The 21,492-nt window shown below is 73.7% G+C and carries 20 protein-coding genes; 9 read left to right on the top strand and 11 right to left on the bottom strand.

All coding sequences use genetic code 11. The features are described 5' to 3' along the window. The first annotated feature begins 57 nt into the window (after nt 1–57). The gene (locus BGM09_RS37185) at nt 58–729 is read left to right on the top strand and encodes a TetR/AcrR family transcriptional regulator (protein ID WP_188286182.1); all 672 of its coding nucleotides are present in this window, start codon (nt 58–60) and stop codon (nt 727–729) included. Between the two features lie 34 nt (nt 730–763). Here the strand turns inward: BGM09_RS37185 and BGM09_RS37180 are convergent, their stop codons facing one another. Genes BGM09_RS37180 through BGM09_RS37170 form a run of 3 tightly spaced genes read right to left on the bottom strand, consistent with a single transcriptional unit; the run spans nt 764 to nt 4,042 of the window. Next, on the bottom strand, nt 764–1,753 hold the full coding sequence (locus BGM09_RS37180) for an ABC transporter ATP-binding protein (protein WP_188286181.1): 990 nt from the start codon (nt 1,751–1,753) through the stop codon (nt 764–766). Nucleotides 1,754–1,763: 10 nt separating this feature from the next. Further along, the gene (locus BGM09_RS37175) at nt 1,764–2,930 is read right to left on the bottom strand and encodes a FecCD family ABC transporter permease (RefSeq protein ID WP_317453041.1); all 1,167 of its coding nucleotides are present in this window, start codon (nt 2,928–2,930) and stop codon (nt 1,764–1,766) included. Continuing rightward, on the bottom strand, nt 2,930–4,042 hold the full coding sequence (locus tag BGM09_RS37170) for a FecCD family ABC transporter permease (RefSeq protein ID WP_188286180.1): 1,113 nt from the start codon (nt 4,040–4,042) through the stop codon (nt 2,930–2,932). Before BGM09_RS37170 ends, BGM09_RS37175 begins: the two co-directional genes overlap by 1 nt. A gap of 395 nt (nt 4,043–4,437) precedes the next feature. Between BGM09_RS37170 and BGM09_RS37165 the strand changes: the two genes are divergently transcribed. After that, nucleotides 4,438–5,463, top strand: coding sequence for an ABC transporter substrate-binding protein (locus BGM09_RS37165; RefSeq protein ID WP_188286179.1), 1,026 nt, complete (start codon nt 4,438–4,440; stop codon nt 5,461–5,463). A 22-nt stretch (nt 5,464–5,485) separates the two neighbouring features. Here the strand turns inward: BGM09_RS37165 and BGM09_RS37160 are convergent, their stop codons facing one another. After that, the gene (locus tag BGM09_RS37160; RefSeq protein ID WP_223188137.1) at nt 5,486–6,268 is read right to left on the bottom strand and encodes an AraC family transcriptional regulator; all 783 of its coding nucleotides are present in this window, start codon (nt 6,266–6,268) and stop codon (nt 5,486–5,488) included. 150 nt (nt 6,269–6,418) lie between these two features. Here BGM09_RS37160 and BGM09_RS37155 point away from each other — a divergent pair, with 150 nt between their 5' ends. Both BGM09_RS37155 and BGM09_RS37150 read left to right on the top strand, forming a co-directional pair. Then, nucleotides 6,419–8,152: an ABC transporter transmembrane domain-containing protein gene (locus BGM09_RS37155; protein WP_188286178.1), complete on the top strand. Its 1,734-nt coding sequence runs from the start codon at nt 6,419–6,421 to the stop codon at nt 8,150–8,152. Beyond that, entirely contained in the window at nt 8,149–10,014 is a 1,866-nt protein-coding gene (locus BGM09_RS37150; protein WP_188286177.1) for an ABC transporter ATP-binding protein, read from the top strand. The genes BGM09_RS37155 and BGM09_RS37150 overlap by 4 nt, the downstream gene beginning before the upstream one ends. A 44-nt stretch (nt 10,015–10,058) precedes the next feature. On the opposite strand, the gene BGM09_RS37145 is transcribed toward BGM09_RS37150, so the two are convergent. Further along, nucleotides 10,059–10,766 carry a lytic transglycosylase domain-containing protein gene (locus tag BGM09_RS37145; RefSeq protein ID WP_317453040.1) on the bottom strand — a complete coding sequence of 236 codons (708 nt, stop codon included), beginning with the start codon at nt 10,764–10,766 and terminating at the stop codon, nt 10,059–10,061. 200 nt (nt 10,767–10,966) lie between these two features. On the opposite strand from BGM09_RS37145, the gene BGM09_RS37140 reads away from it, so the two are divergent. Next, a complete protein-coding gene (locus BGM09_RS37140) occupies nt 10,967–11,209 on the top strand; it encodes a hypothetical protein (RefSeq protein ID WP_188286176.1) in 243 nt (80 codons plus the stop codon). Here BGM09_RS37140 and mgtA read toward each other — a convergent pair. From mgtA to BGM09_RS37125, 3 genes are all read right to left on the bottom strand, one after another. Next, nucleotides 11,182–13,953, bottom strand: coding sequence for a magnesium-translocating P-type ATPase (mgtA, locus tag BGM09_RS37135; RefSeq protein ID WP_188286175.1), 2,772 nt, complete (start codon nt 13,951–13,953; stop codon nt 11,182–11,184). The genes BGM09_RS37140 and mgtA overlap by 28 nt on opposite strands. Further along, nucleotides 13,937–14,296 carry an ArsR/SmtB family transcription factor gene (locus tag BGM09_RS37130; protein ID WP_391161906.1) on the bottom strand — a complete coding sequence of 120 codons (360 nt, stop codon included), beginning with the start codon at nt 14,294–14,296 and terminating at the stop codon, nt 13,937–13,939. Before BGM09_RS37130 ends, mgtA begins: the two co-directional genes overlap by 17 nt. Before the next feature lie 290 nt (nt 14,297–14,586). Further along, entirely contained in the window at nt 14,587–15,147 is a 561-nt protein-coding gene (locus tag BGM09_RS37125; RefSeq protein ID WP_188286173.1) for a cysteine hydrolase family protein, read from the bottom strand. 77 nt (nt 15,148–15,224) lie between these two features. Between BGM09_RS37125 and BGM09_RS37120 the strand changes: the two genes are divergently transcribed. Beyond that, nucleotides 15,225–15,671 carry a MarR family winged helix-turn-helix transcriptional regulator gene (locus tag BGM09_RS37120; RefSeq protein WP_188286172.1) on the top strand — a complete coding sequence of 149 codons (447 nt, stop codon included), beginning with the start codon at nt 15,225–15,227 and terminating at the stop codon, nt 15,669–15,671. 161 nt (nt 15,672–15,832) lie between these two features. Further along, complete coding sequence (locus BGM09_RS37115) at nt 15,833–17,218, top strand: MFS transporter (protein WP_188286192.1); 1,386 nt, start codon at nt 15,833–15,835, stop codon at nt 17,216–17,218. An 8-nt stretch (nt 17,219–17,226) separates the two neighbouring features. Here BGM09_RS37115 and BGM09_RS39085 read toward each other — a convergent pair whose 3' ends face one another. The 3 genes from BGM09_RS39085 to BGM09_RS37100 all read right to left on the bottom strand — a co-directional run bounded on the left by BGM09_RS39085 (nt 17,227) and on the right by BGM09_RS37100 (nt 19,799). Continuing rightward, on the bottom strand, nt 17,227–18,252 hold the full coding sequence (locus BGM09_RS39085; RefSeq protein WP_188286171.1) for an FUSC family protein: 1,026 nt from the start codon (nt 18,250–18,252) through the stop codon (nt 17,227–17,229). 387 nt (nt 18,253–18,639) lie between these two features. Continuing rightward, nucleotides 18,640–19,014, bottom strand: a complete 375-nt coding sequence (locus BGM09_RS37105) for a hypothetical protein (protein WP_188286191.1) — start codon at nt 19,012–19,014, stop codon at nt 18,640–18,642. Nucleotides 19,015–19,061: 47 nt separating this feature from the next. Next, entirely contained in the window at nt 19,062–19,799 is a 738-nt protein-coding gene (locus BGM09_RS37100) for a helix-turn-helix transcriptional regulator (RefSeq protein ID WP_188286170.1), read from the bottom strand. A gap of 65 nt (nt 19,800–19,864) precedes the next feature. Here BGM09_RS37100 and BGM09_RS37095 point away from each other — a divergent pair, with 65 nt between their 5' ends. Then, entirely contained in the window at nt 19,865–20,551 is a 687-nt protein-coding gene (locus BGM09_RS37095; RefSeq protein ID WP_188286169.1) for a DUF2249 domain-containing protein, read from the top strand. Between the two features lie 278 nt (nt 20,552–20,829). Then, on the top strand, nt 20,830–21,492 hold a 663-nt coding region (locus BGM09_RS37090), incomplete at its 3' end, for an ROK family protein (RefSeq protein WP_188286168.1).

Raw genomic sequence — 21,492 nt, 5'->3', positions numbered from 1 at the left:
GGACCTGGTCCTTCGGACGTTAACGGACGCCGCCGTCCGTTTGGCTAAAGTGAGAGCGTGACCGACGATTTGCCTCACACCCTGCGCTCCGACGCCCTCGACAACCGCGAGCGCATCCTCGGCGCGGCCCGCGAGGTGTTCGCGACCGAGGGGCTGAACGTGCCGATGCGGGAGATCGCCCGGCGCGCCGGGGTCGGCCCCGCCACCCTCTACCGGCGCTTCCCGACCAAGGAGGCGCTGGTCACCGAGGCGTTCACCGGTCAGTTGCGGGCCTGCCACGACATCGTGGACGAAGGGCTCGCCGACCCGGATCCCTGGCGCGGCTTCTGCCTGGTGATCGAGAGGATCTGCGGGCTGCACGCCCGCGACCGCGGCTTCACCGCGGCCTTCATGTCGACGTTCCCGCACGCCGTCGACTTCGACGCGGGCCGCGAGTACGCGCTGGAGGCGGTCGCGGAACTGGCCGCCCGCGCCAAGGCCACCGGCCGCCTGCGCCCCGACTTCGTCCTGGACGACCTGGTCCTCGTGCTCATGGCCAACAGCGGCATCCACGCACCGTCACCCGCGGCCCGCGTCGCAGCCTCCCGGCGCTTCGCCGCCTTCGCGATCCAGGCGTTCCAGGCGTCCCCGCAGCACGCGCCGCTCCCGCCCGCGGCGCGGCTGTCACCCGTACCGCCGGTCATCCCTGTGGCGCCCGCCCGTACGGCGACCGCCGCGCCCCGCCGCTGAAAGGCCCGCCGCTGAAAGGTCCGTCCCGCGTACGTCAGCCGGTCGCGGTCGGCCGGTGTACGCGGTGGCGGCCGATCGGGAGGATCAGCGGGGTCCGCGAGACCTCGTCGGTGACGATGCGGCACTCCATGCCGAAGATGTCGCGGACGGTGTCCTCGGTGACGACCTCCGCGGGCGGGCCCTCGGCGGCGATCCGGCCGTCCTTCATCGCGATGAGGTGATCGCCGTACCGGCAGGCGAGGTTGAGGTCGTGGAGGACCGTGACGACGGTCGCGCCGCGCTGCCGGTTGAGGTCGGTGACGAGGTCGAGGACCTCGACCTGGTGGGGGAGGTCGAGATACGTGGTCGGCTCGTCGAGGAGCAGGACTCCGGTGCGCTGGGCGAGGGCGACGGCGATCCACACGCGCTGCCGCTGGCCGCCGGACAGTTCGTCCACCGAGCGCTCGGCCAGGTCGAGGGTGTCGGTGGCGGTCAGGGCTTCGGCGACGGCCTCGTCGTCGGTGGCCGTCCAGCGCCGGAACCAGCCCTGGTGCGGGTAGCGTCCGCGCCCGACCAGGTCGATGACGCGGATGCCGTCCGGCGCGACCGGGGTCTGCGGGAGGATGCCGAGCCGGGCGGCGACCTGACGCGTGGGCAGACGGTGGATGTCCTGTCCGTCGAGCAGGACCTCGCCCGAGGTCGGCGCGAGCAGCCGGGCGAGGCCGCGCAGCAGGGTGGACTTGCCGCAGGCGTTGGGGCCGACGATCATCGTCACCCGTCCGGCGGGGATGTCGGCGGTGATGCCGGTGACCACGGGCCGCTGGTCGTAGCCGAGCCGCAGGTCACGGGCGGCGAGCGTGCTGGGCGCGTCGGCCTCGTTCTTCCCGTACGTGTCGGCCGCGCCCTCTCCGTACGCCTCGGCCCGCGTGTCGGCCTCGTTCTTCCCGTACGCCTCGTTCTTTCCGTACGCCTCGAACGCGCCGGGCGCCTCGTCCGTCGCGTCGGCCGGCCGCGCGGGCGCGCCCTGCTCTGTCGTGTCCGTCATCGCGGTGTCCTCATCCTCCCTGCCCGACCCGGTTGGCACGGGCCAGCAGCCACAGCAGACCCGGGGCGCCGAGCACCCCGGTGATCACACCGACCGGGAATTCGGTCGGGCCCAGCAGGTGCTGCCCGGCGAAGTCGCAGCCGAGCATGATGACCGCGCCGGTCAGCGCGGACAGCGTCAGCGCGGGACCCCGGCCGTGCACCAGACGGCGGGCGACGGGACCGGAGAGAAAGGCCACGAAGGCGACCGGCCCGGTCGCCGCCGTGGCGACCGCGGCCAGACAGACCGCGAGGCCGATCAGCACAAGGCGGCTGCGCTCGACGCGTACCCCGAGACCGGTCGCGCTGTCGTCGCCCAGCCCGAGCACCGGCAGCGAACGCACCGCGAGACAGACCGCGGGCAGGAGCGGCACGAGGCACAGCAACAGGGCGCGGGCGAGCGGCCAGTCCGCGCCGTTGAGGCTGCCGGTGAGCCAGAGCAGGGCCTGCTGCGCGGTGTAGATGTCGGCCCTGGTCAGCAGGAAGGACACGATGCTGGAGAGCCCCGCGGCCACGCCGATGCCGACCAGCACGAGCCGGTAGCCGGTCACCCCGCGCCGCCAGGCCAGCAGGTAGATCGCCAGCGCGGTGGCCAGCGCGCCCGCCACGGCGAGTCCCGACACCGTCGCGCCGCCGAGCCCGAACACGACGATCGCCACCACGGCCGCCGCGCTCGCTCCGGAGGTGATCCCGATGACGTCGGGGCTGGCCAGCGGATTGCGGATCAGCGTCTGGAACACCGCGCCCGACAGGCCGAACGCGGCGCCCGCCGCGACCGCGGTGACGGCCCGCGGCAGCCGCACCTTCAGCACGATGAAGTCGGTGGCCGCGTCGCCCCGCCCGGCCAGCGAGCGCAGCACGTCGGACAGCGGGATGGAGTAGCTGCCGACGCACAGCGACGCGCACAGCACAGCGACGGCGCACAGCACGAGGACGAGTGCGACGGCGCCGGTACGCGCCCTCGGCCGGCGGCGCGCGGCCCGTATCGCGCGCAGGGTGTCCGCGGACACCGCCGTCGACGTGGCGGCGGTGTCCGTGGCGGCGCTGTCCGATCCGGCGCCGACGCTGGGCGGTTCCGGCGTCCGCGGCCCGGACGGCACGGACGGCCCGGACGTCGGCGGGTGGGAAGTCGGTCTCACTAGAGCCCCGCCTGCCTTCCGCGCCGGACCAGCACGATGAGCACCGGCGCGCCGAGCACCGCGGTGACGATGCCGACCTGGATCTCGCCGGGCCTGGCCACGATGCGCCCGAGGACATCGGAGACCAGCAGCAGCGCCGGGGCGATGAACAGCGAGTACGGCAGGATCCAGCGGTGGTCGGGGCCGGTGAAGGAGCGGACGACGTGCGGAACGGTCAGCCCGACGAAGCCGATGGGACCGGCGAGCGCGGTCGCGGCGCCGCACAGCAGCACCACGGACACCGCGCAGAAGATCCGGGCGGCGGCGATGTTCGCGCCGAGCCCGCGGGCGGTGTCGTCGCCGAGGCTCAGGGTGTTGAGCAGCCGCCCCGACCCCAGCGCGCACACCGCGCCCACCAGGAGGAACGGTCCTGCCTGGTAGGCCACCGGGAGATCGCGCCCGGCCAGCGAGCCGACCTCCCAGAACCGGAACCGGTCGAAGGTCGCGGTGTCGGTGAGCAGGACGGCGGTGGTGAGCGAGGTCAGCCCCGCACTGACGGCGGCGCCCGACAGCGCGAGCTTGACCGGCGTCGCGCCCTCCCGGCCGAGCGAACCGACCGAGTAGACCAGCAGGGCCGCCGCCGCGGCGCCCACGAAGCCGAACCACACGTAGCCGGTGAAGGAGGTGATCCCGAAGACGCTGATCGCGGTGACGACGGCGAGCGAGGCCCCGGCGTTGACGCCCAGCAGGCCGGGATCGGCCAGCGGGTTGCGGGTCAGACCCTGCATCACCGTGCCCGCCAGGCCCAGCGCCGCACCGGCCATCAGGCCGACGACCGTACGCGGCAGCCGCAGCGAGGTGACGATGGTCTGGTCGTCGTTGCCGGAGTCGTGGTGGAAGACGGTGTCCAGGACCGTGCCCAGGGGGACGGACTTGGCGCCGATCGCGAGGCTCGCGCCGACCGCGAGGGCGAGCACGACCGCGGCGACGACCAGCCCTGCGCCGAGCGCGGCCGTACGATCACGGCGGGGGGAACCGTGCGCGTTCGCGGGGGAGCCGGTCGCGGCCGGGACGGGAAGGGTCCCGTCGGCCGGTACCGGGGCGGGCCCGCTGCGGGCTCGCAAGACGTTCATGGGCCAACTCCTCGGCGGACTCACCCGGGCAGAAAGTAAGGGCAGGCTAACTTAAGCCGTGCGGTCGTTCTGTCGCCGCTTGGGGGGAATCGAGCCGCTCGGCTGCGGCAGGCGGGCCGTAAAAAGACATCTTGTGTCGCTGAACGGACACTCCGGAGCGGTCCCGCCCGATCGGACCGATGCTCCGTGCGGCCCTGCCGTCGTCGCGCCGGAGTGCGGAATTCCGTGCCGCGAGGGGGAGTTGGCGAGACGGCGTCCGTGCGGCGACGGAGTCGGCCGGGCATCGCGGGTGACCTTCTGTCGACACCGACTGGCCGAGGTCAGAATCCACCCCGGAAAGCCGCGCTTAGGGTAACCAAAGTTAGGTAAACCTAAGTATCTGCTCGGAGGTCCTCATGTCGTCCCTGCCGCCCGGCCCCTCCTCGTCGCGCCTCGCGCGTCCGACCCGTCGCACGCTGCTCGGCGCGGGCGCGGCGGGCGCCGCGCTCCTCGGCCTCGCCGCCTGCGGATCGGGCTCCTCGGACAGCGCCTCGGCCGGAACCAAGGGCGGCGGCAAGAGCGGCGGAAAGGCGACCCGTACCGTCGACTCCGCCAAGGGCCCGCTGGAGATCCCGGACAAGCCCCAGCGCGTCGTCGCGATCAACGACTTCCCGATGTCCGCGATCTTCGACCTCGGCCTGACCCCCGCGGGCCTGTTCAACGCGGGGGAGGAGTACGTCCCGCGGCGCGACCTGGAGCGCTGGAGAAAGGTCCCCAAGGTCTCCAACGGCGTCGGCGGCGCCATCGAGGTGGAGAAGGTCGCAGCGCTGCGCCCCGACCTGATCATCGGCATCGACGTCCAGGCCAACCTGCCGTACAGCCAGCTCAGCGAGCTCGCGCCGACCGTCCTGCTGCCTTTCTCCAAGTCCAAGGCGCCCTGGCGGGACATGTCCGACCAGACGGCGGCGGTCCTCGGCGTACCGACCGCCCTCGACAAGCTCAAGGGCCGCTACACCCAGCGCGTCGCCGAGATCAAGCAGAAGCACGCCGCCGTCCTCGGCCGCGTCCACTGGGACCTGCTCCAGGGCGGCTTCGACGAGGGCCAGTGGTGGCTGTACGGCGCCGGGTCGCCGATCGGCGGCATTCTCGCGGAGGCGGGCGCGCAGTTCGCCACCGCCACCCAGCGACTGGCCGAACAGCAGCCCACCTCCTACGAGTTGATCACCGCCAAGCTCTCCGACGCGGACGCGATCTTCTACTACACGACCAACGACGGGAAGCCCGCCAACCTCGGCCCCAAGCTCTTCGCCCAGAAGTCCTTCAAGCAGCTCGCCGCCACCAAGGCCGACCACCTCTACGGCAGCGACTACTTCCTCCCCGGCGGTTACGAGGACGCGCTCGGCGTGCTCGACGACTTCGAGAAGGCGCTGACCTCGCTGTGACGGCGCTGCCGCGGGACCGGTCTCAGCGGGGCGACGCGGAGAAGTACGCGCCCGGTGTGCGGCCGGTCTCCTGGCGGAAGGCCGCGATGAACGAACTGGGCGTGGAGTACCCGACCTGGAGCGCCACCGCCGCCAGCGGGCGGTTGCCCGCCATGTGCTCCAGGCTCGCGCGCAGCCGCGCCCTGGTACGCCAGCGGCCGAACGACATCCCGGTCTCGGAGCTGAACAGCCGGGCGAGCGTACGGGCGCTGGCCCCGACCTCGCGCCCCCAGTCCTCCAGCGGCCGGTGGTCGGCGGGCAGCGCCAGCAGGGCCTCGGCCACCTTGCGGGCCCGGCCGTCCACCGGCATCGGGAGGTCGATCGTCGTCACCCCCACCGGCCGCAGCAGGTCGAACATCACCGCCTCCGCCCGCGCCCTCGGCTCCGGCTCCAGATCCGGGTCCGCCAGGTGCGTGATCAGCTCGCGCAGCAGCGGGCCCACCGCCACCACCGCCGGCTGCGACCACGCCAGCGGACAGCTCTCGGGATGCACGTACACACTGCGCATCCGGGCGGTGCGGCTCGCGCTCGTCGTGTGCGGCACCGACGCCGGTATCCACAGCGCCAAGGTCGGCGGCAGCACCCACGAGTGCGCGCCGATGTCCACGGCCAGGACACCGGTCGGCGCCCACACGAGCTGGTGCACGTCGTGTTCGTGCTCGCCGAAGCGCTGGCCGCGCGCCATGTCGAAGTTCACGACACGCAGCGCCTCGGCGCGGGCGGGCGGCGTGGAACCCCCGGAGACGGCATGGCTGTTCAGCGACATAAGTCAGCAGCGTAACTCATTTACGACAGCCCGGACCGACCCGTAACCTCGCGGTGGCCGCCGTACGCACCACCGCCCGGCGGCCGTACGGACGACACGCCACCCACCGGCCAAGGTCCCCGCGGGCCTGGAAAGAGCGCGCACCTCCCCATGCCCGAGACACCGCCCACCGCCTCCACCCCCGCCGCCTCCACCCCCGCCGCCGACCCCGGCCCGCTGCGCGCCGCGGCGCTCCACGTACGCGGCAGCCTCACCGCCGCGGTGCTGCTGCGCAGCGGACATCTGGCCGGTGAGGCGCTGGTGCCGGTCGTGGTCGGCGTGGTGATCGACCGGGCGGTGGACGGCGGCTCCGGCCGGGAGCTGGCGACCTGGCTCGCCGTGCTCGCCGCGGACTTCCTGGCGCTGTCGCTGTGCTTCCGCTTCGGCTCCCGCTCTACCGTCGCCGCTGCCGAACGCTCCGCGCACGCCGTCCGCGTACGGCTCACCGACCGGATGCTCGCGCCGGACGGGACGGCCGTACGGGACCGGATGCCTGGCGACCTGATGTCGGTCGCCGTCTCGGACGCGCAGAACGTCGGCAGATTCACCACGTCCATCGTCCAGGCGATCGCGTGCGTGTTCGCGCTCGTCCTCGGCGCGGTCCTGCTGCTGCGCATGTCCGTCACGCTCGGCCTGCTGGTGCTGCTCGGCACCCCTGCCGTCCTCTTCGCGGTGCATCTGCTCGGCCGCCCGCTGGAGCGCCGCGGCGCGGCCGAACAGGCCGCCGCCGCCCGCGCGTCGGGCACCGCGGTCGACTTCGTGGCGGGACTGCGGGTCCTCAAGGGCTTGCGGGCGGAGGGCCCCGCGTACGCCCGCTACGTCGACGCCAACCGGACCAGTCTGCGCGCCACGATCTCCGCCGCCCGCTTCGAGGCGCTGATGGACGCCGCCGCCGTGCTGCTCGGCGGCATCCTGGTCACCGCGGTCGCCCTGGTCGGCGGACGGCTCGCCCTACAGGGCCGGATCAGCCTCGGCGACCTCATCGCCTGCACCGGCCTGTGCCAGTTCCTGCTGGGACCGACCCAGGGCCTCATCGCCGTCGGCCCCGACCTCGCCCGCGCCCGCGCCTCCGCCGGCCGCGTCACGGCCGTGCTCGACACGGCGGGCGCGCCCGGCGCTCCTGCCCCGGCCAAGGACGCCCCGGTGGCCGACTCCCCAGCGGGCCCGCGTGGCGCGCTCGAACTGCGCGCCCTCACCTACGGGCGGCTGCGCGGGGTCGAACTGAGCGTCGCGGCAGGGGAGCACGTGGGGCTGGTCGTACCGGACCCGGCCGCCGTCGCCGACCTGATGGCGTGCCTGCGCGGACAGGCGGAGCCCGAGAGCGGCGCCGTCCTGCTGGACGGCACGGCGGCCACCGACCTCACCGGGGCCGCGATACGCGAGCGCGTCCTGGTCGCACCGCACCACCCGTTCCTCTTCGACGGCACGATCCTCGACAACCTCGGCTCAGGCCCCGGCCCCGGCCCCGAGGGAAACCTGCCCCGGCCCGCCCCCGACGACCTGCTGCCCGCCGCGGGGGACACCCGTGTCGGCGAGCGCGGCGCCTTCCTCTCCGGCGGCCAGCGCCAACGCGTGGCTCTCGCAAGGGCGTTGGCGGCCGACCCGCCGATCCTCGTGCTCGACGACCCGACCACCGCGATCGACTCGGTCACCGAGGCCAGGATCGCCCGCACGGTCACCGAGGAGAGGGCGGGCCGTACGACACTGATCGTGACCACGTCCCCCGCGCTGCTCGCGGCCTGCGCGCGTACCGTCCTGATCACCGAAGGCGCCGTGGTGGCCAGCGCGCGGCACGCCGACCTCGCGGCGGCCGAACCGGCCTACCGGGCGGCGGTGTTCGCATGAGCGCGCGGACGCGGACGCAGACGCAGACCGAGCGGACCGGGGAAGCGACCACCGTCGCGGACCTGCTGCCCGTCGCGACCCCGGCGAGAACCGGCCGCGCGGTGCTCGAACTCGTCCGCCCGCAAAGGGCGTTCGCCCTCCTGACCGCCGCGGTCTTCGTCGCCGAGGCACTGGTCGGCCTGGTCGGGCCGCTGGCGCTCGGCCGGATCGTGGACGTGGTGCAGCAGCGGCGGGGCGAGGGACCGGTCTACGTGGCCGCGGGCGTGCTGCTGGCCGCGGTGCTGGCCCAGGCCGTACTGACCGCGACGGGCCTGCGGCTGACCGCGCGGGTCGGCGAGACCGCCCTGGCCCGGCTGCGCGAACGCGTCATCGAGAGCGCCTTCGCCCTGCCCGCGCAGCGCGTCGAGCAGGTCGGCGCGGGCGACCTCGCCGCGCGGATCGGCGACGACGCCTCCCTGGTGGCGGGCGCGCTGCGCGGCGTGCTGCCCAGCGTCGCGGGCGCAGCGCTGACCATCGGCTTCACCGTCATCGGACTGACCGCCCTCGACTGGCGCTTCGCCCTTGCGGGGCTGTGCGCCATGCCGATCCAACTGGCCACCATGCGCTGGTACCTGCGCCACTCGGGTCCCCTCTACGCGGCCCAGCGCGTCGCGGGCGGCGAGCGGACCCGGCAGATCCTCGAATCGGTCTCGGGTGTCGAGACCGTACGGGCCTTCCGGCTCACCGAGCGGCACACCGCGCGCGTCGCGGACCGCTCCGCCGCCGCGATGGGCTACGCCCTGCGCGCGGTCACCCTGCGCTCGCGCTTCTACGGCCGCCTCAACGCGGCGGAGTTCACCGGCCTCGGGCTGATCCTGTGCACCGGCTACTGGCTGGTGCACGCGGGCCACGCGGGCGTCGGCGAGGCCACCGCCGCCGCGCTGCTGTTCGTCCGGCTCTTCGACCCCGTCAATGTGCTGCTGGGGCTCGCGGCGACCGCGCAGGAGGCGGCGGCGGGACTCGCCCGGCTGGTCGGAGCGGCCGACCTCGCACCGGAGCCCGTCGCCGAGTCCGTCGCCGAGTCCGGCGCGACGTCCGTACCCGCACCGAGGGAGTCCGCCGCCGACGCCGCACAGGGCCCGGCGTATCTCCTCGACGCCCGGGACATCCACCACGCCTACCTGCCGGGACGGCCCGTACTGCACGGCGTCTGCCTGCGGCTGGCCCCCGGCGAGCAGGTGACGCTGGTCGGCACGACCGGCGCGGGCAAGAGCACCCTTGCGAGGATCGTCGCGGGCGTCCACCCGCCGACATCGGGTCACGTGTCGGTCGGGGCCGCCGGGCGGTCGGGGCGGCCCGCCGTCCTGCTGCTCGACCAGGACACCCACGTCTTCGCCGGCACGGTCGCCGACAATCTGCTGCTGGCCCGCCCGGACGCGGACGAGGCGGCGCTGACAGCGGCCCTCGACGTGGCGGGCGCCCTGGCGTGGGTCCGCGCGCTGCCCCAGGAGACGGCGACGCGGGTCGGGTCGGGCGGCATGGCGCTCACCGCCGTACAGTCCCAGCAACTGGCGCTGGCCCGCCTGGCGTTGGCCGATCCGTCGATCGCCGTGCTGGACGAGTCGGCGGCCGAGGCGGGCAGCGAGGGCGCCCGCACGCTGGAGGCGGCGGCGCGTGAAGTGCTCGCCGGACGCACCGCGTTGGTGGTGGCGCACCGGCTCACGCAGGCCGCCACCGCGGACCGGGTCGTGGTGATGGACGACGGCCGCATCGTCGAGGAGGGCCCGCACGACGAACTCGTCGCCGCGGGCGGCCCGTACGCCGAGCTGTGGTCGGCCTGGTCGTCGCGGGCGACCGCGCCCGCCACGCCTCCCGCGTCCTGAGCCGCGACGCATCAGGCATCAGGCGTCAGGTGTCCGTCGCGCGGTCAGCCGGAGCCGCGCACGTCCCGTCCCGCGGCGGCCCAGTTCGAGGTCAACTGGTCGAGGTAGGACTGGGCTTGTGACCCGGGGGTGACGCCCCGGGCGAAGGCCAGCATGTTGCCCGCGCCGGTGTTGTAGCCGAGTGCGATCAGCTGATTCACCGTCAGGGACGTGGAGCGGTGGGCGGGGAGCTGGGCGGCCAGGTCGTGCAGGTACCAGGCCGCCGACTCGATGGCCAAGCCCGTGTCGTCGGGCAGTTCGTCCCAGTCACGGCCGGCGAAGTCGCGGCCCCGCTTGGTCTCGTCGAAGGCGGCCTTGTGCATGTTCGCGATGCCGAAGGCGGCGTCCGGCTTGAGCTTCTGCCAGGCGCGCTGGAAGGCCGGGTCGTGCGGTTTGTAGTCCTCGTTGTAGAGGATCGCCATCAGCGCCTGCGGGTCGATCCCGGCGCGGGTCGCGTACCGCTTGACCTGCGGTGCGTACCGTGCGAGACCGTCGCTCGCGGAGGCCGAGGGCTCGGCGGACGTGCTCGGCGCGCCGCTGCTCGGCCGGGCCGAGCCGCTGGTGGCCGACGGTGGCGCCGACCGGTCGGCGGCATCCGGACCGTGCCCACGGCCGCCCGCCGCCCATCCGGCGACCACCAGGGTCGCCAGGACGACCCAGGGCCACCACTTCCGGGGCTTGTCCACCGCCACGATCCCGCCGCCTTCCGTCACCGCACGGTGCCACCGTACGGACTCGCCCGGCGACACGCGCGTCCGCCGCGTCCCGTCTGGAGAGCCCGGACGGCGTCTGAGGTCCGCCGAGCCGGGGCCGCCCCTTCCACCGCCCCCGGGGGCAGCCCCCCAGGGCCTGAATCCCCGCGCGTCCGCACCCGGGACAGTTCCCCAGTTGCGTAATCGATAAAGTGTCGCGCATGGAGAGAGCAGGGAACAGCGCCGACGGCTGGGAAGCCGCGGTACTTGACGGCGGCCCGGCGGACGGCGTGCGGATACGGGTGGCCGGACGGCCGCGAGTGGTGCAGGTGAGCTATCCGTGCCCCCTCGACGACGAAGCGGGCACGACGGGCGTACGGGTGGACGCGCTGCACATCTATCGGCGCAAGTCGCGCGCCGGGGACACCCCGTTGCGTTACGGCTTCGACGCCGCCAGTCCCTGACGGGCGGCGATCCGCGCCTCGTACCGCGTCTTCGCCATCACCAGCGCCGTCCCGTACGACATCAGGACCGCGGCGAGCAGCGCGTAGTAGAAGAGCGGGAGCGCGGTGAAGCCGAGGGCGGGCGCGAGGGGGGAGAGGGGGACGAGGATACCGATGGCCGCCAGCGCGCTGGTGGTCAGCCGGATCGGGCCGGGCGCGCGGCCCTCCGCGGCGTTGCGGCCGGTGCGCAGCAGCAGCATCACGAGGGCCTGCGTGAGCAGATTCTCGGTGAACCAGCCCGACTGGAAGGCTTCTTGGCTGGCGCTGGTGCCGAACCCCCTGATGGACAGGGCGAGGATGCCGAAGGTCGCCACGTCGGCGATGGCGTTGAGGATGCCGAAACCGGTGACGAAGCGCAGGATGGCGCGGGGTTCGAGGGCCGAGGGCCGCGCCATGTCGGCGGCCGGCGGCCGGTCGTAGGCGAAGGCGAGCTGCGCGCCGTCGAAGCAGAGATTCTGCACGAGCACCTGCATCGGCAGCATCGGCAGGAAGGGCAGCAGCAGCCCGGCGGTGAGCATCGCGATGACGTTGCCCAGATTCGAGGACAGCGCGATCCGCAGATAGGCAGCGATGTTGCCGCTGCTGCGACGCCCGGCGACGATCGCGTGGCAGATCGCGGTGAGGTCCTTCGCCGCGAGCACCACGTCGGCCGCCTCGCGCGCGACGGCGGTGGCGTCGCGCGGGCTGATCCCCACGTCGGCGGCGTGCAGCGCGGGCAGGTCGTTGACACCGTCGCCGAGGAAACCGGCGACGTGGCCGCCCGCGCGCAGCGCCCGCACCACGCGGGCCTTGTGCGCCGGGGTGCAGCGGGCGAAGACCGTGGTGGTCTCGGCGAGTTCGGCCAGAGCGTCGTCGTCCAGGCCGTCGATCGCGTCGCCGGTGACCACCCGGCCGGGGTCGAGTCCGATGTCGTCGCAGGCCCGCGCGGCGGTGCCCGGATGGTCGCCGGTGAGCACCTTCACGGTGACACCGCGCCCGCTGAGCGCCGTCAGGGCGTCGGCCGCCGTGTCCGCCGCCGCGTCCCGCAGCCCGACGACGCCCAGGAACGTCAGCCCGTACTCGTCCGACGCGGTGACGGACGGGGCGCCGGACTTCGCGGGCCGCTCCGCCGCGGCCACGGCGAGCACCCGCAGCCCCCCCTCGGCCCGGTCCGCGCACCGGGACAGCAACCGCGCGCGGGCCTCGTCGTCCAGGTCGGTGTCCCGGCCGTTGACGCGCTGCCGCACGCACCGGGCGATCACCGCCTCCGCCGCGCCCTTCACGACCAGCGCGTGCGTGCCGGGACTGCCCGGTGTCCGCAGCGCCACCGTGGCCAGGCGGCGTACGGGATCGAAGGGGAGCGCCGCCACCGCGTCGTGGTCGAGGTCGTCGCCGCGCTCCTCCGCCGCGTCCAGCAGCGCCTCGTCGAGCGCGTCGGGCGAGGGCAGCTCGGCGAGCTGGAGGGTCCACAGACTGTTGACGGCCGCCCAGTGCAGGACGTCGGGGTTGTCGTGTCCCTCACCGTCGACATGGCAGGCCACGACAGGCCGGTCCTGAGTCAGTGTGCCCGTCTTGTCCGTGCACAGGACGTCCATCGCGCCCAGGTCGTGCAGCGCGGGCAACCGCTTGACGATCACGTCGCTGCCACGGGCGAGCAGGGACGCACCCCTGGCCAGGGTCGTGGTCACCACGACCGGCAGCATCTCCGGCGTCAGGCCGACCGCCACCGCGACCGCGAACGGCAGCGTCTCCAGACCGCGCCCGCGCAGACCCGCGTCGGCCATGAGCACCAGCGGCGGCGTCAGCAGCATGAACCGGATGAGCGACCAGGAGATGCCGTGCACGGAACGGTCGAAGGCGCTCTCGCGCCGCCGCGTCGACATACCGCGAAAGCCCCGCGCGAACCGGGTGTGCTCGCCGGTCGCCATCACGACCGCCGTCGCGCTGCCCGAGGCGACGCTGCTGCCCTGGAGGCACAGATGCGGTGACTCCTGCGCGGACGCCCCCTGCCGGGACCACCGGTCGGAGGCGGGCGCGGGTCCGTCGGGTCCGTCGTCGTCCGGCCGTCCGGGACTCTCCACCGGATACTTGGCGACGGGCGCGGACTCCCCGGTCAGCGCGGCCTGGTGCACGGTGAGTCCGGTGGCGCGCAGCAGCCGCAGATCGGCCGGGACCAGATCCCCCGGGCCGAGCAGGACGACATCCCCGGGTACCAGCTGATCGACGGGGATCTCGCGGGTCTCCGGCGCGCTGTTCGCGTCCGCCCGACGGCGTACGGTCGCGGTCGCGGCGACCAGTTCCCGCAGCGCCGACGCCGACTGGTCGGCGCGGTACTCGCCGCTGGAGCGCAGCACGCAGCTGACCGTGACCAGCGCCATGATCACGCACGCGGTGTTCCAGGCGGCGACGGCGGCCGACACCAGGGCGAGGCAGAACAGCACGGTGGTGAACGGATCGCGCAGGCTGCGCAGAAAGCGGCGCGGCCAGGAGACGGAGCGCAGCGCGGGAAGGACGTTCTCGCCGTACCGGGCGAGCCGGTCCTCGGCCTGCGACTCCAGCAGCCCGCGCGGACCGCTGCCGACCACGCGCAGGAACTCCAGCGTGGGCAGATCCGCCGTGTCAGGGGCGGCGAGGTGACCGGGCGGCGCGCCCTGCTCCGGGCCGTCGACCGGCTCGGGCGCCGCCCAGGCGGTGGGACGTGGTCCGCTGTCAGGCGCCCAGGTCACGGACGCGCCCAGGCGTTGTCGTGTACCCACCGCGTTCGGCGAGCTGCCGCAGCATCCACCGCACCATGGTCTCCACGTCCGGGTCGTCCACCAGGTACACCACGTGCCGTCCCTCACGACGGGACCGCACCAGACCGGCGAGCTTGAGCTTCGTCAGATGCTGGCTGACCGCGGGCAGCGCGCCGCCGACCCGCTCGGCGAGCGCGGTCACATCGCTCTCGCCCTGCATCAGCGTCCACACCAGGTGCAGCCGTGCGGGCGAGGCCAGCAGGCCGAAGGCCGCGGCGGCCTGTGTCAGCACCTCAGCGGGCAACTCCTCGAAGTCGCCCCCGCCCCTCGCCACCACCGCTCTCCCTCCGGACCGCGCCTGCGCGCCGACCGCGCGAGCGCTCAGTCTAGAGCGTGTCCGTGAACGCCGGACCTCTCCTGTGACCTGCGCTTCACCGGAGCCGGACGCCGACCCTCCGGCGCGGCCGGGCACCGGCTCGTGAGGCCGCCGGGCACCGGATCGTCACGGTGCCGGGCGCACCCGTCGTCACGTCGCCGGGCGCACCCGTCGTCACGTTGCCGTGCCCTCCTCGCCGCTCAACCCCGTGCTGTTCCCGGTCGCGGGGCAGGGCGAAAGCCGTCGGCTCAGAGGGACTTGACCCACTCGTCGGCGGTCATGACCTGGGCCTGCTTGGGGAAGACCTTCTCGATGAGGACGCGGTGGACATCGGGCTCGTTGTCGGCGCAGGCGTCGGACAGGACGGTCAGGCGGTAGTCGAGGTCGGCCGCCTGGCGGATGGTGGACAGGACGACGCCGCTGGTGGACAGGCCGGTGAGGACGAGCGAGTCCGCGCCGGCGCCGCGCAGCAGGACCTCCAGGTCGCTGCCGGTGAAGGCGCTGACCCGTCGCTTGACGGCCACCGGCTCGTCGGCGCGCGGCGCGAGCGCGTCGACCACCTGGGTGGCCGGATTGTCCTGGGTGAAGGCGTCCCCGGCCTGGCTGAGGGCGCTGAAGGAGAGGTTCGAGGCGGCGGTCTCCGGATAGCCGGGCCGGAAGGCGACCCGCACGAAGATCACCGGAATGTCGGCGGCGCGGGCGGCCTCGACCGCGCGGGCCGCCGCAGCCACGACGGAGTCGTCGGCGATGCGCTGCACGATGCCGTTCTGGAAGTCCATGACCAGCAGGGCGGTACGGGATGCGGACATGAGGGGCGGGTCCTCTCGGCGGAGAAAGTAGACAGTCTTAACTGAACAGTGAGAATTAAACAGTGTAGGCTGAGGATATGCAAAGTGAAGCGAAGCCGGTCGCTCCCGGCATGCTCCAGGCGTCCCTGGACGTCCGCGTGGTAGTGGGCAGACTGCGCCGCCGGATCCTCCAGGTGACCGACGGGGAGGATCTGACCCCGTCGCAGTCGTCCGTGCTGATGCGCGTCAGCAGGGGCGACGCCGTCACCGCCGCCGCGCTGGCCGACGCCGAGCACGTACGGCAGCAGTCCATGGCCGTGACGCTGTCCTCGCTCGAGCGGCTGGGACTGATCCACCGCACCCCCGACCCCTCCGACGGCCGCCGCCAGATCGTCGAGCTGACCCCCGCGGGCCGCGAGCGCGCGGAGGGCGCTCGGCAGGCGGGCGTGGAGTGGCTGGCGCGCGCCCTGGAGGAGCGGTACGACGACGCGGAGCGGCACACGATCAGTGAGGCGATGCGCCTGTTGGGCAGGCTGACGAACTGATGGCCGCGATACCGCAGGGACAGCCCGAGCCGTCTGAGCAGGCGGCACAGTTGGAGCAGTCCGATCGGCCCGAGCAGCCCGACCGGCCCGAGCAGCCCGACCGGCCGGAGCCGTCCTCCGCACCGGCCGAGGGCGCCTTCGACCGGCGGCTGCTCGCGCCGATGATGATCGGCTCGATCCTCAACCCCATCAACTCCTCCATCATCGCCGTCGCCCTGGCGCCGATCGGTGCCGCCCTCGGAGCCGACGCCGCCCGGACGGCCTGGCTCATCTCCGCGCTCTACCTGGCCACATCCATCGGGCAGCCGCTCGTCGGACGGCTGGTCGACACGTACGGCCCCAAGCGGCTGTTCCTCGCCGGGGCCGCGCTGACCGGCGTCGCCGGGGTGATCGGCACCCTCGCCCCGAACCTCACCGTCCTCGTCGCCGCTCGCGTCATCCTCGGCTTCGGCACCTGCGCCGGCTATCCGGCCGCCATGTACCTGATCCGCAGCGAGGCCGAACGCACCGGGATGAAGAGCCCCGCGGGCGTGCTCACCACGCTCGCCGTGACCGGCCAGACCGTCGCCGTCATCGGCCCCACCCTCGGCGGCCTGCTCATCGGACTCGGCGGCTGGCGGAGCACCTTCGCCATCAACATCCCGCTCGCGATCGCCTGCCTCGTCCTCGGCCGGATCTACCTGCCCGGCAGGACCGTGCTCGCGCCGTCGGACACCGCGGACGGCGCCCCGCTCCCCGGCAGCGGGGCGCGCCCGCGCGACCGCCTCGACTGGGCGGGCATCCTGCTCTTCGCCGCCACCCTCGTGTCGCTGCTGCTGTTCCTCATGGACGCCCGCCCCGACCGGGCCTGGCTCATCGCGCTCACCCTGCTCGCGGGCACCGGATTCGCCCTGCGCGAGCGGCGCGCCGCCGACCCGTTCATCGACGTCGGCGTCTTCGCGGGCAACATCCCGCTGCTGGCGACCTACGCCCGCACCTTTGTCGCGTACACCGTCTCGTACTCCTTCATCTACGGTTTCACGCAGTGGCTGGAGGACGGCAGGGGGCTGAGCGCCTCCGGGGCCGGGCTGCTCCTGCTGCCCACCTTCGCGGTCGGCATCGTCGTGTCCGCCCTCACCGGGCGCAAGGCCGTCGTGCGCGGCAAGCTGGTCGTCGGCGCCGTGGCCCAACTCATCGCCTGCGCCATGCTGTTGGCCGTGGGCGACCATGCCGCGGTGTGGCTGCTGGTCGCGGTCGCCGTCGTCCTCGGACTGCCGCAGGGCCTGGTCAGCCTCGCCAACCAGAACGCGCTCTACTTCCAGGCCGACCCCGCGCGCATGGGCGCGTCGTCAGGACTGCTGCGTACGTTCATGTACCTGGGCGCCATGGTCGCCTCCTCCGCGACCGGCGCCTTCTTCGGCCGCCGCGCGAGCACCTCGGGACTGCACGGCCTCGCCCTGTTCATGCTCGCCGCCGCGGCCGTCTTCCTCGTCCTCACCCTCATCGACCGCTCGCTCGGCCGGGTCGCCGCGCCGCAGGAGACGAAGGAGGCCGCGCCCGCGCGGTGACGGTGCTCTCAGCCGGCGCCGCGCCCCGGCGCGCCCAGCAGGCGCGACACCGCGGGCAGCCGCAGAATCCTCGGCAGGAGCACGCCGAAGAGATACGCGAGGCCCACGCCCGCGACCGTGGCCCACAGACGCTCGTCGGCGCGGGCACGGGCCTGGTCGGGCTCCGCGTGCAGCAGCAGGAGCAGCACGAGGACCGTGGAGTACGCGGGGGTCAGATACCAGCGGCTGCCCTGGGTCGCCGCGGCGAGCGAGAGCGTGGTCGCGGCGGTCACCGCGTACGCCCAGTTCGGCGCGTCGGTACGCAGCAGCAGGAGCGCGACCGCGCCACCGGCCAGCACCGACACCACCCGGCCGAAGGTCCGCAGCCGCTGCATCTGGGGCTGCGGACGCATGACCATCAGCGCGGCCACCACCGGCCAGCCCGGATGCGTCGGCGCCAGCGCCAGACCGCAGCCCGCCGCGGCGGCCCCGGCCGCGCCGAGCCGCAGACCGTACATCCTGGCCTGCCCGGCGGACCGCGTCGGGCCCGGCGGCCGGGGGAGCGGCGCGGTCGACGGCCACAGCAGCGACACCAGCCAGGCGTACGCGGAACCCGCGACGATCAGCCCGGTGATGCCGAGCGCCTGGGACAGGTCGTCATAGCTCAGCCCGGCGCCCACCATGGGCAGGCTCAGCGCGAGCAGCACCATCCCGGCGGGACGCCGTGCGGCGAGGACGGCGGACGCGTACGCCAGCAGGAACACGCCGGGTACCGCCACCCACCGCACCTGCACCAGCAGCGACCCCAGCACCATCGGCAGGCCGGTGCACAGGCCGACCACGACGGTCATGAACCGGGCACGCCGCCGGGCGGGCATGCGCATGACGGCGGCGGGGAGCACGCCCACCGCCAGCGCCATGCCCGCGCCCGGATCGTGCAGCGACACCGCGGCGCCCGGCAGGGCGTACAGCAGACCGCGCCCGAAGCCGGGCCACGCCCAGGCGACCTGCGGCTGCGACCCGGCGGCCGGTGTCGCGGTGTCCTCCCCGCTCACGACCGGTGTACGTGCGCCGGTACGGAGCGGGCGGGCGGCGGGTGCAGGGACCGCATGTGCGCAACCTCCGGTACGGAGCCCCCGCCCGGCGCGGCGCCCTGAACTCCCCACCCTTCGCCGTAACACCCGGAGGCGCACGTCACGGCACGCATCGGGGTGACGGTATGTCACAGGGGCCGCCGCCCGTCCCGCCGTCGGACGGTCGCGTGTACGGCGCGGCGGGCTCAGTCGGTGTTGTACCAGCCGGCCCTCAGGTACTCCACGGTGTAGCTGCCGAGGTCGTTCTCGGAGAAGACGCCGGAGGGCCTGACCGCCTCGACCGGCATCTCGACGGTGGCGGCGGTGCGGGCGACGACGCGGTTCGGGGGGCCTTCTCCAGCGCGGGCGTCAACCGGCCAGCAGCAGGACGCCTGCCGTGATCAGGGCCGCGACCTTGGCGGCTTCCAGGCCGATGTAGGCGTAGTGGGCGTGGGAGCGCGGCGGGTCCTGCCCGGCCAGGACCGCATTCGAACGGCGGGTCAGGCGGGGCCGCACGAAGCCGAGTTGGATGACGAGCAGGGCCACGGCGGCAGCCAGTGCGACCACCGCGCGGGCGGAAAGCGACCCGCGGGCCGCCACGGTCAGCAGGGCCACCGCGAAGACCCCTTCGACGGAGTTGAGCGCGCGGAACACCAGGCGGCCGATGCCGAGACCGATACGGACGGTGACGTCCGGGGCGCGGAATTTCAGCGGCGCCTCCAGGAAGGAGATGGCGAGGACCATCCCGAGCCAGGTGAAGACCAGGGCCGCCGAGGCCGCAGCCGACGCGCTCAACGCCCGTTCCCTTCCAGGGGGCTTGGCGCCCGGACGAGGTGGACCACGCACAGGCCCGGTTCCACGAACGGCTCCAGCCGCTCGGCGGTCAGCGGCGCTTTCATCGCGGCCAATGCGCCCTGGATCAGGCCCAGATGGATCGGGCAGACGATCTGTGACCGCGCCTCCGCCAGGTCGAGGAACGGGCAGTGCCGCAAGCCGATCCGGTCGATGGCGCCGTGCGGCGGGCGCTCCGGAGCGAAGCCGAGTTCATCGAGCAGGCGGATGAGACCTTCGACCGTGTGCGCCTCGGTGACCGTGCCCGACGGGGCCGTTGCGTCCGGCGCCTCGGCTGCGTCCGGCGCCTCGGCCAACTCCCCGCCCCAGGCACGCCCGGCTGCGACCGCCGCCTGCGTGGGACGGCGCCTGTGCGACAACTCCTCGACGAGGATCGACGCGAGCAGCCGGTAATTGCGCGGCCCCGTCCGGTCCATGCCAGGGCGGGCGCGAAACAGCAGCGGCGGCCTTCCGGGCCCGGTGCGTGCGGCCGTGACCTGCTCGGCCTGCCGGTGCCCCACCAGTGTGTCGAGGTGGAACCGGGCCGTGTTCGGGTGCACATCGAGGCGGCGGGCGATGTCGGCGATGCTCAGCGGCGCCGCCGATCGCCGGAGGAGGTCCAGGACGTCCCGCCGACGGCCGCCGGTCGTGTCGGTCGCGCTGGTCGCGGCGTCCACGGGATCGGCGGGAGGCGTCATGCGCTAGAGTTTACACAATTACCACTTGTGGAAATAGCTTGTAGAAATAGAGGGAGCCGCGACCCGTGTCTGGACCCGAGCTCGACGTACGCCCGCTGCCCAAGCCCGGCAGGCACCCCGCCGTCTTCGCCGCGTACGACGCTCTCGCCGTGGGGGACTCGCTGGTCCTGGTCAATGACCACGACCCCCGCCGCCTGCGCGAGGAGTTCGCCACGGAGCACCCGGGCGGCCACGACTGGCGGTACGAGGACAAGGCCCCGGGGGAGTGGCGGATCCGCATCCGCAAACTCGCGTCGACCCCGCTGCCCCGCGTCCTGACCGGCGTGCGGCCACTGGTGTCCGCGGACTCCTCTGACTCCCCGGCATCCCCGGTGTCCGGGGACTTCCCGGACACCCCGGACGGGCGGGACGCCTCGGCCGTCACATCGCCGGGCGTGCCCGACGCCTCCGGCGCGGTGTGGAAACTGCGCATGCGTGACCGCGACTTGGACTCCAACATCATCCAACTCCCGCCGCACGCGGGCATCGCACCGCACCTCGGCCCCGACCTCGACGTGCTCGTCCACGTCCTCGACGGCGACGGCCGCCTCACCACCGAACTCGGTCAAGTCCCCCTCGCCCCCGGCGACCTGGTGTGGCTCCCGCGCCGCTCGCAGCGCGCGTTCACGGCGGGACCCCGCGGCCTGCGCTACCTGACCGTCCATCAGCGCCGCCAGGCCCTCGTCCTCGCGCCGCCGAGCCCCCGCGTCTGAAGGGCCGCACGTGAGGGGCCGCATGGTGCGCGGCTGACGGCGACTCCCTCCGCCGACGAGAGGTCTGCCCGGACCGGGCGGCGCGGAGGGCTCCGGGCACGGAACGGACCGCGATACGAGGGGCAGCGGGCACGGCACGGAGTGTCGTCGTCCATAAAACGCTGTAGTAGCATGCGGGTCCGAGATCGACTCCTTTGCGCTGACGCACGCCTAAATGGGGCCAGTTCCCACGGCCGGCCCGTCTCCCGTCTCTCTGCCGTGAACGGAGATCCACCCCCATGGCCACTGATGCCGCGCAGCCGTCCTTGCTCCTGCCCGAGGTCGGAGGGCGTCTGCTGGCCGCCCTGGACATCGGCGGGACGAAGATCGCCGGAGCGCTGGTGGACGGCGACGGCCGCGTACGGCACCGGGCCCGGCGCGCGACGCCCGCGGGCGCCGACTCGGCGGTTCTCGGCGCCGTCCTCGAGGTGCTGGCCGAGCTGACCGCACATCAGGAATGGCGCGCGGTGACGGCGTTGGGAATCGGCAGCGCGGGTCCCGTCGACATCGCGGCGGGCACGGTGAGCCCGGTGAACATCCCCGCCTGGCGCGGCTTCCCGATCGTCGAGCGCGTACGGGCGCATCCCGCCTTGGCGGGAATGCCGGTGGTGCTCTGCGGCGACGCCGTGGCGATGACGGCGGCGGAGCACTGGATCGGCGCCGCGCGCGGATACCGGAACGCGCTGTGCATGGTGGTCTCCACCGGCGTCGGCGCCGGACTCATCCTTGACAACGCTGTCCGCAGCGGGCCGACCGGCAACGCCGGGCATCTGGGGCACATCACCGTTGACCTGCTCGGCGAGCCGTGCGTCTGCGGATCTCGGGGCTGTGTCGAGCAGTTGGCGAGCGGCACGTCCATCACGCGGCGCGCGCTGGAGCAGGGCTGGCGGCCGGAGGAGGGA

It is taken from the genome of Streptomyces sp. CBMA29 (assembly GCF_014596445.1).
Classification (GTDB): domain Bacteria; phylum Actinomycetota; class Actinomycetes; order Streptomycetales; family Streptomycetaceae; genus Actinacidiphila.
Note: the sequence above shows the minus strand (reverse complement) of the source record. Positions and strands in the feature narration are given on the sequence as shown.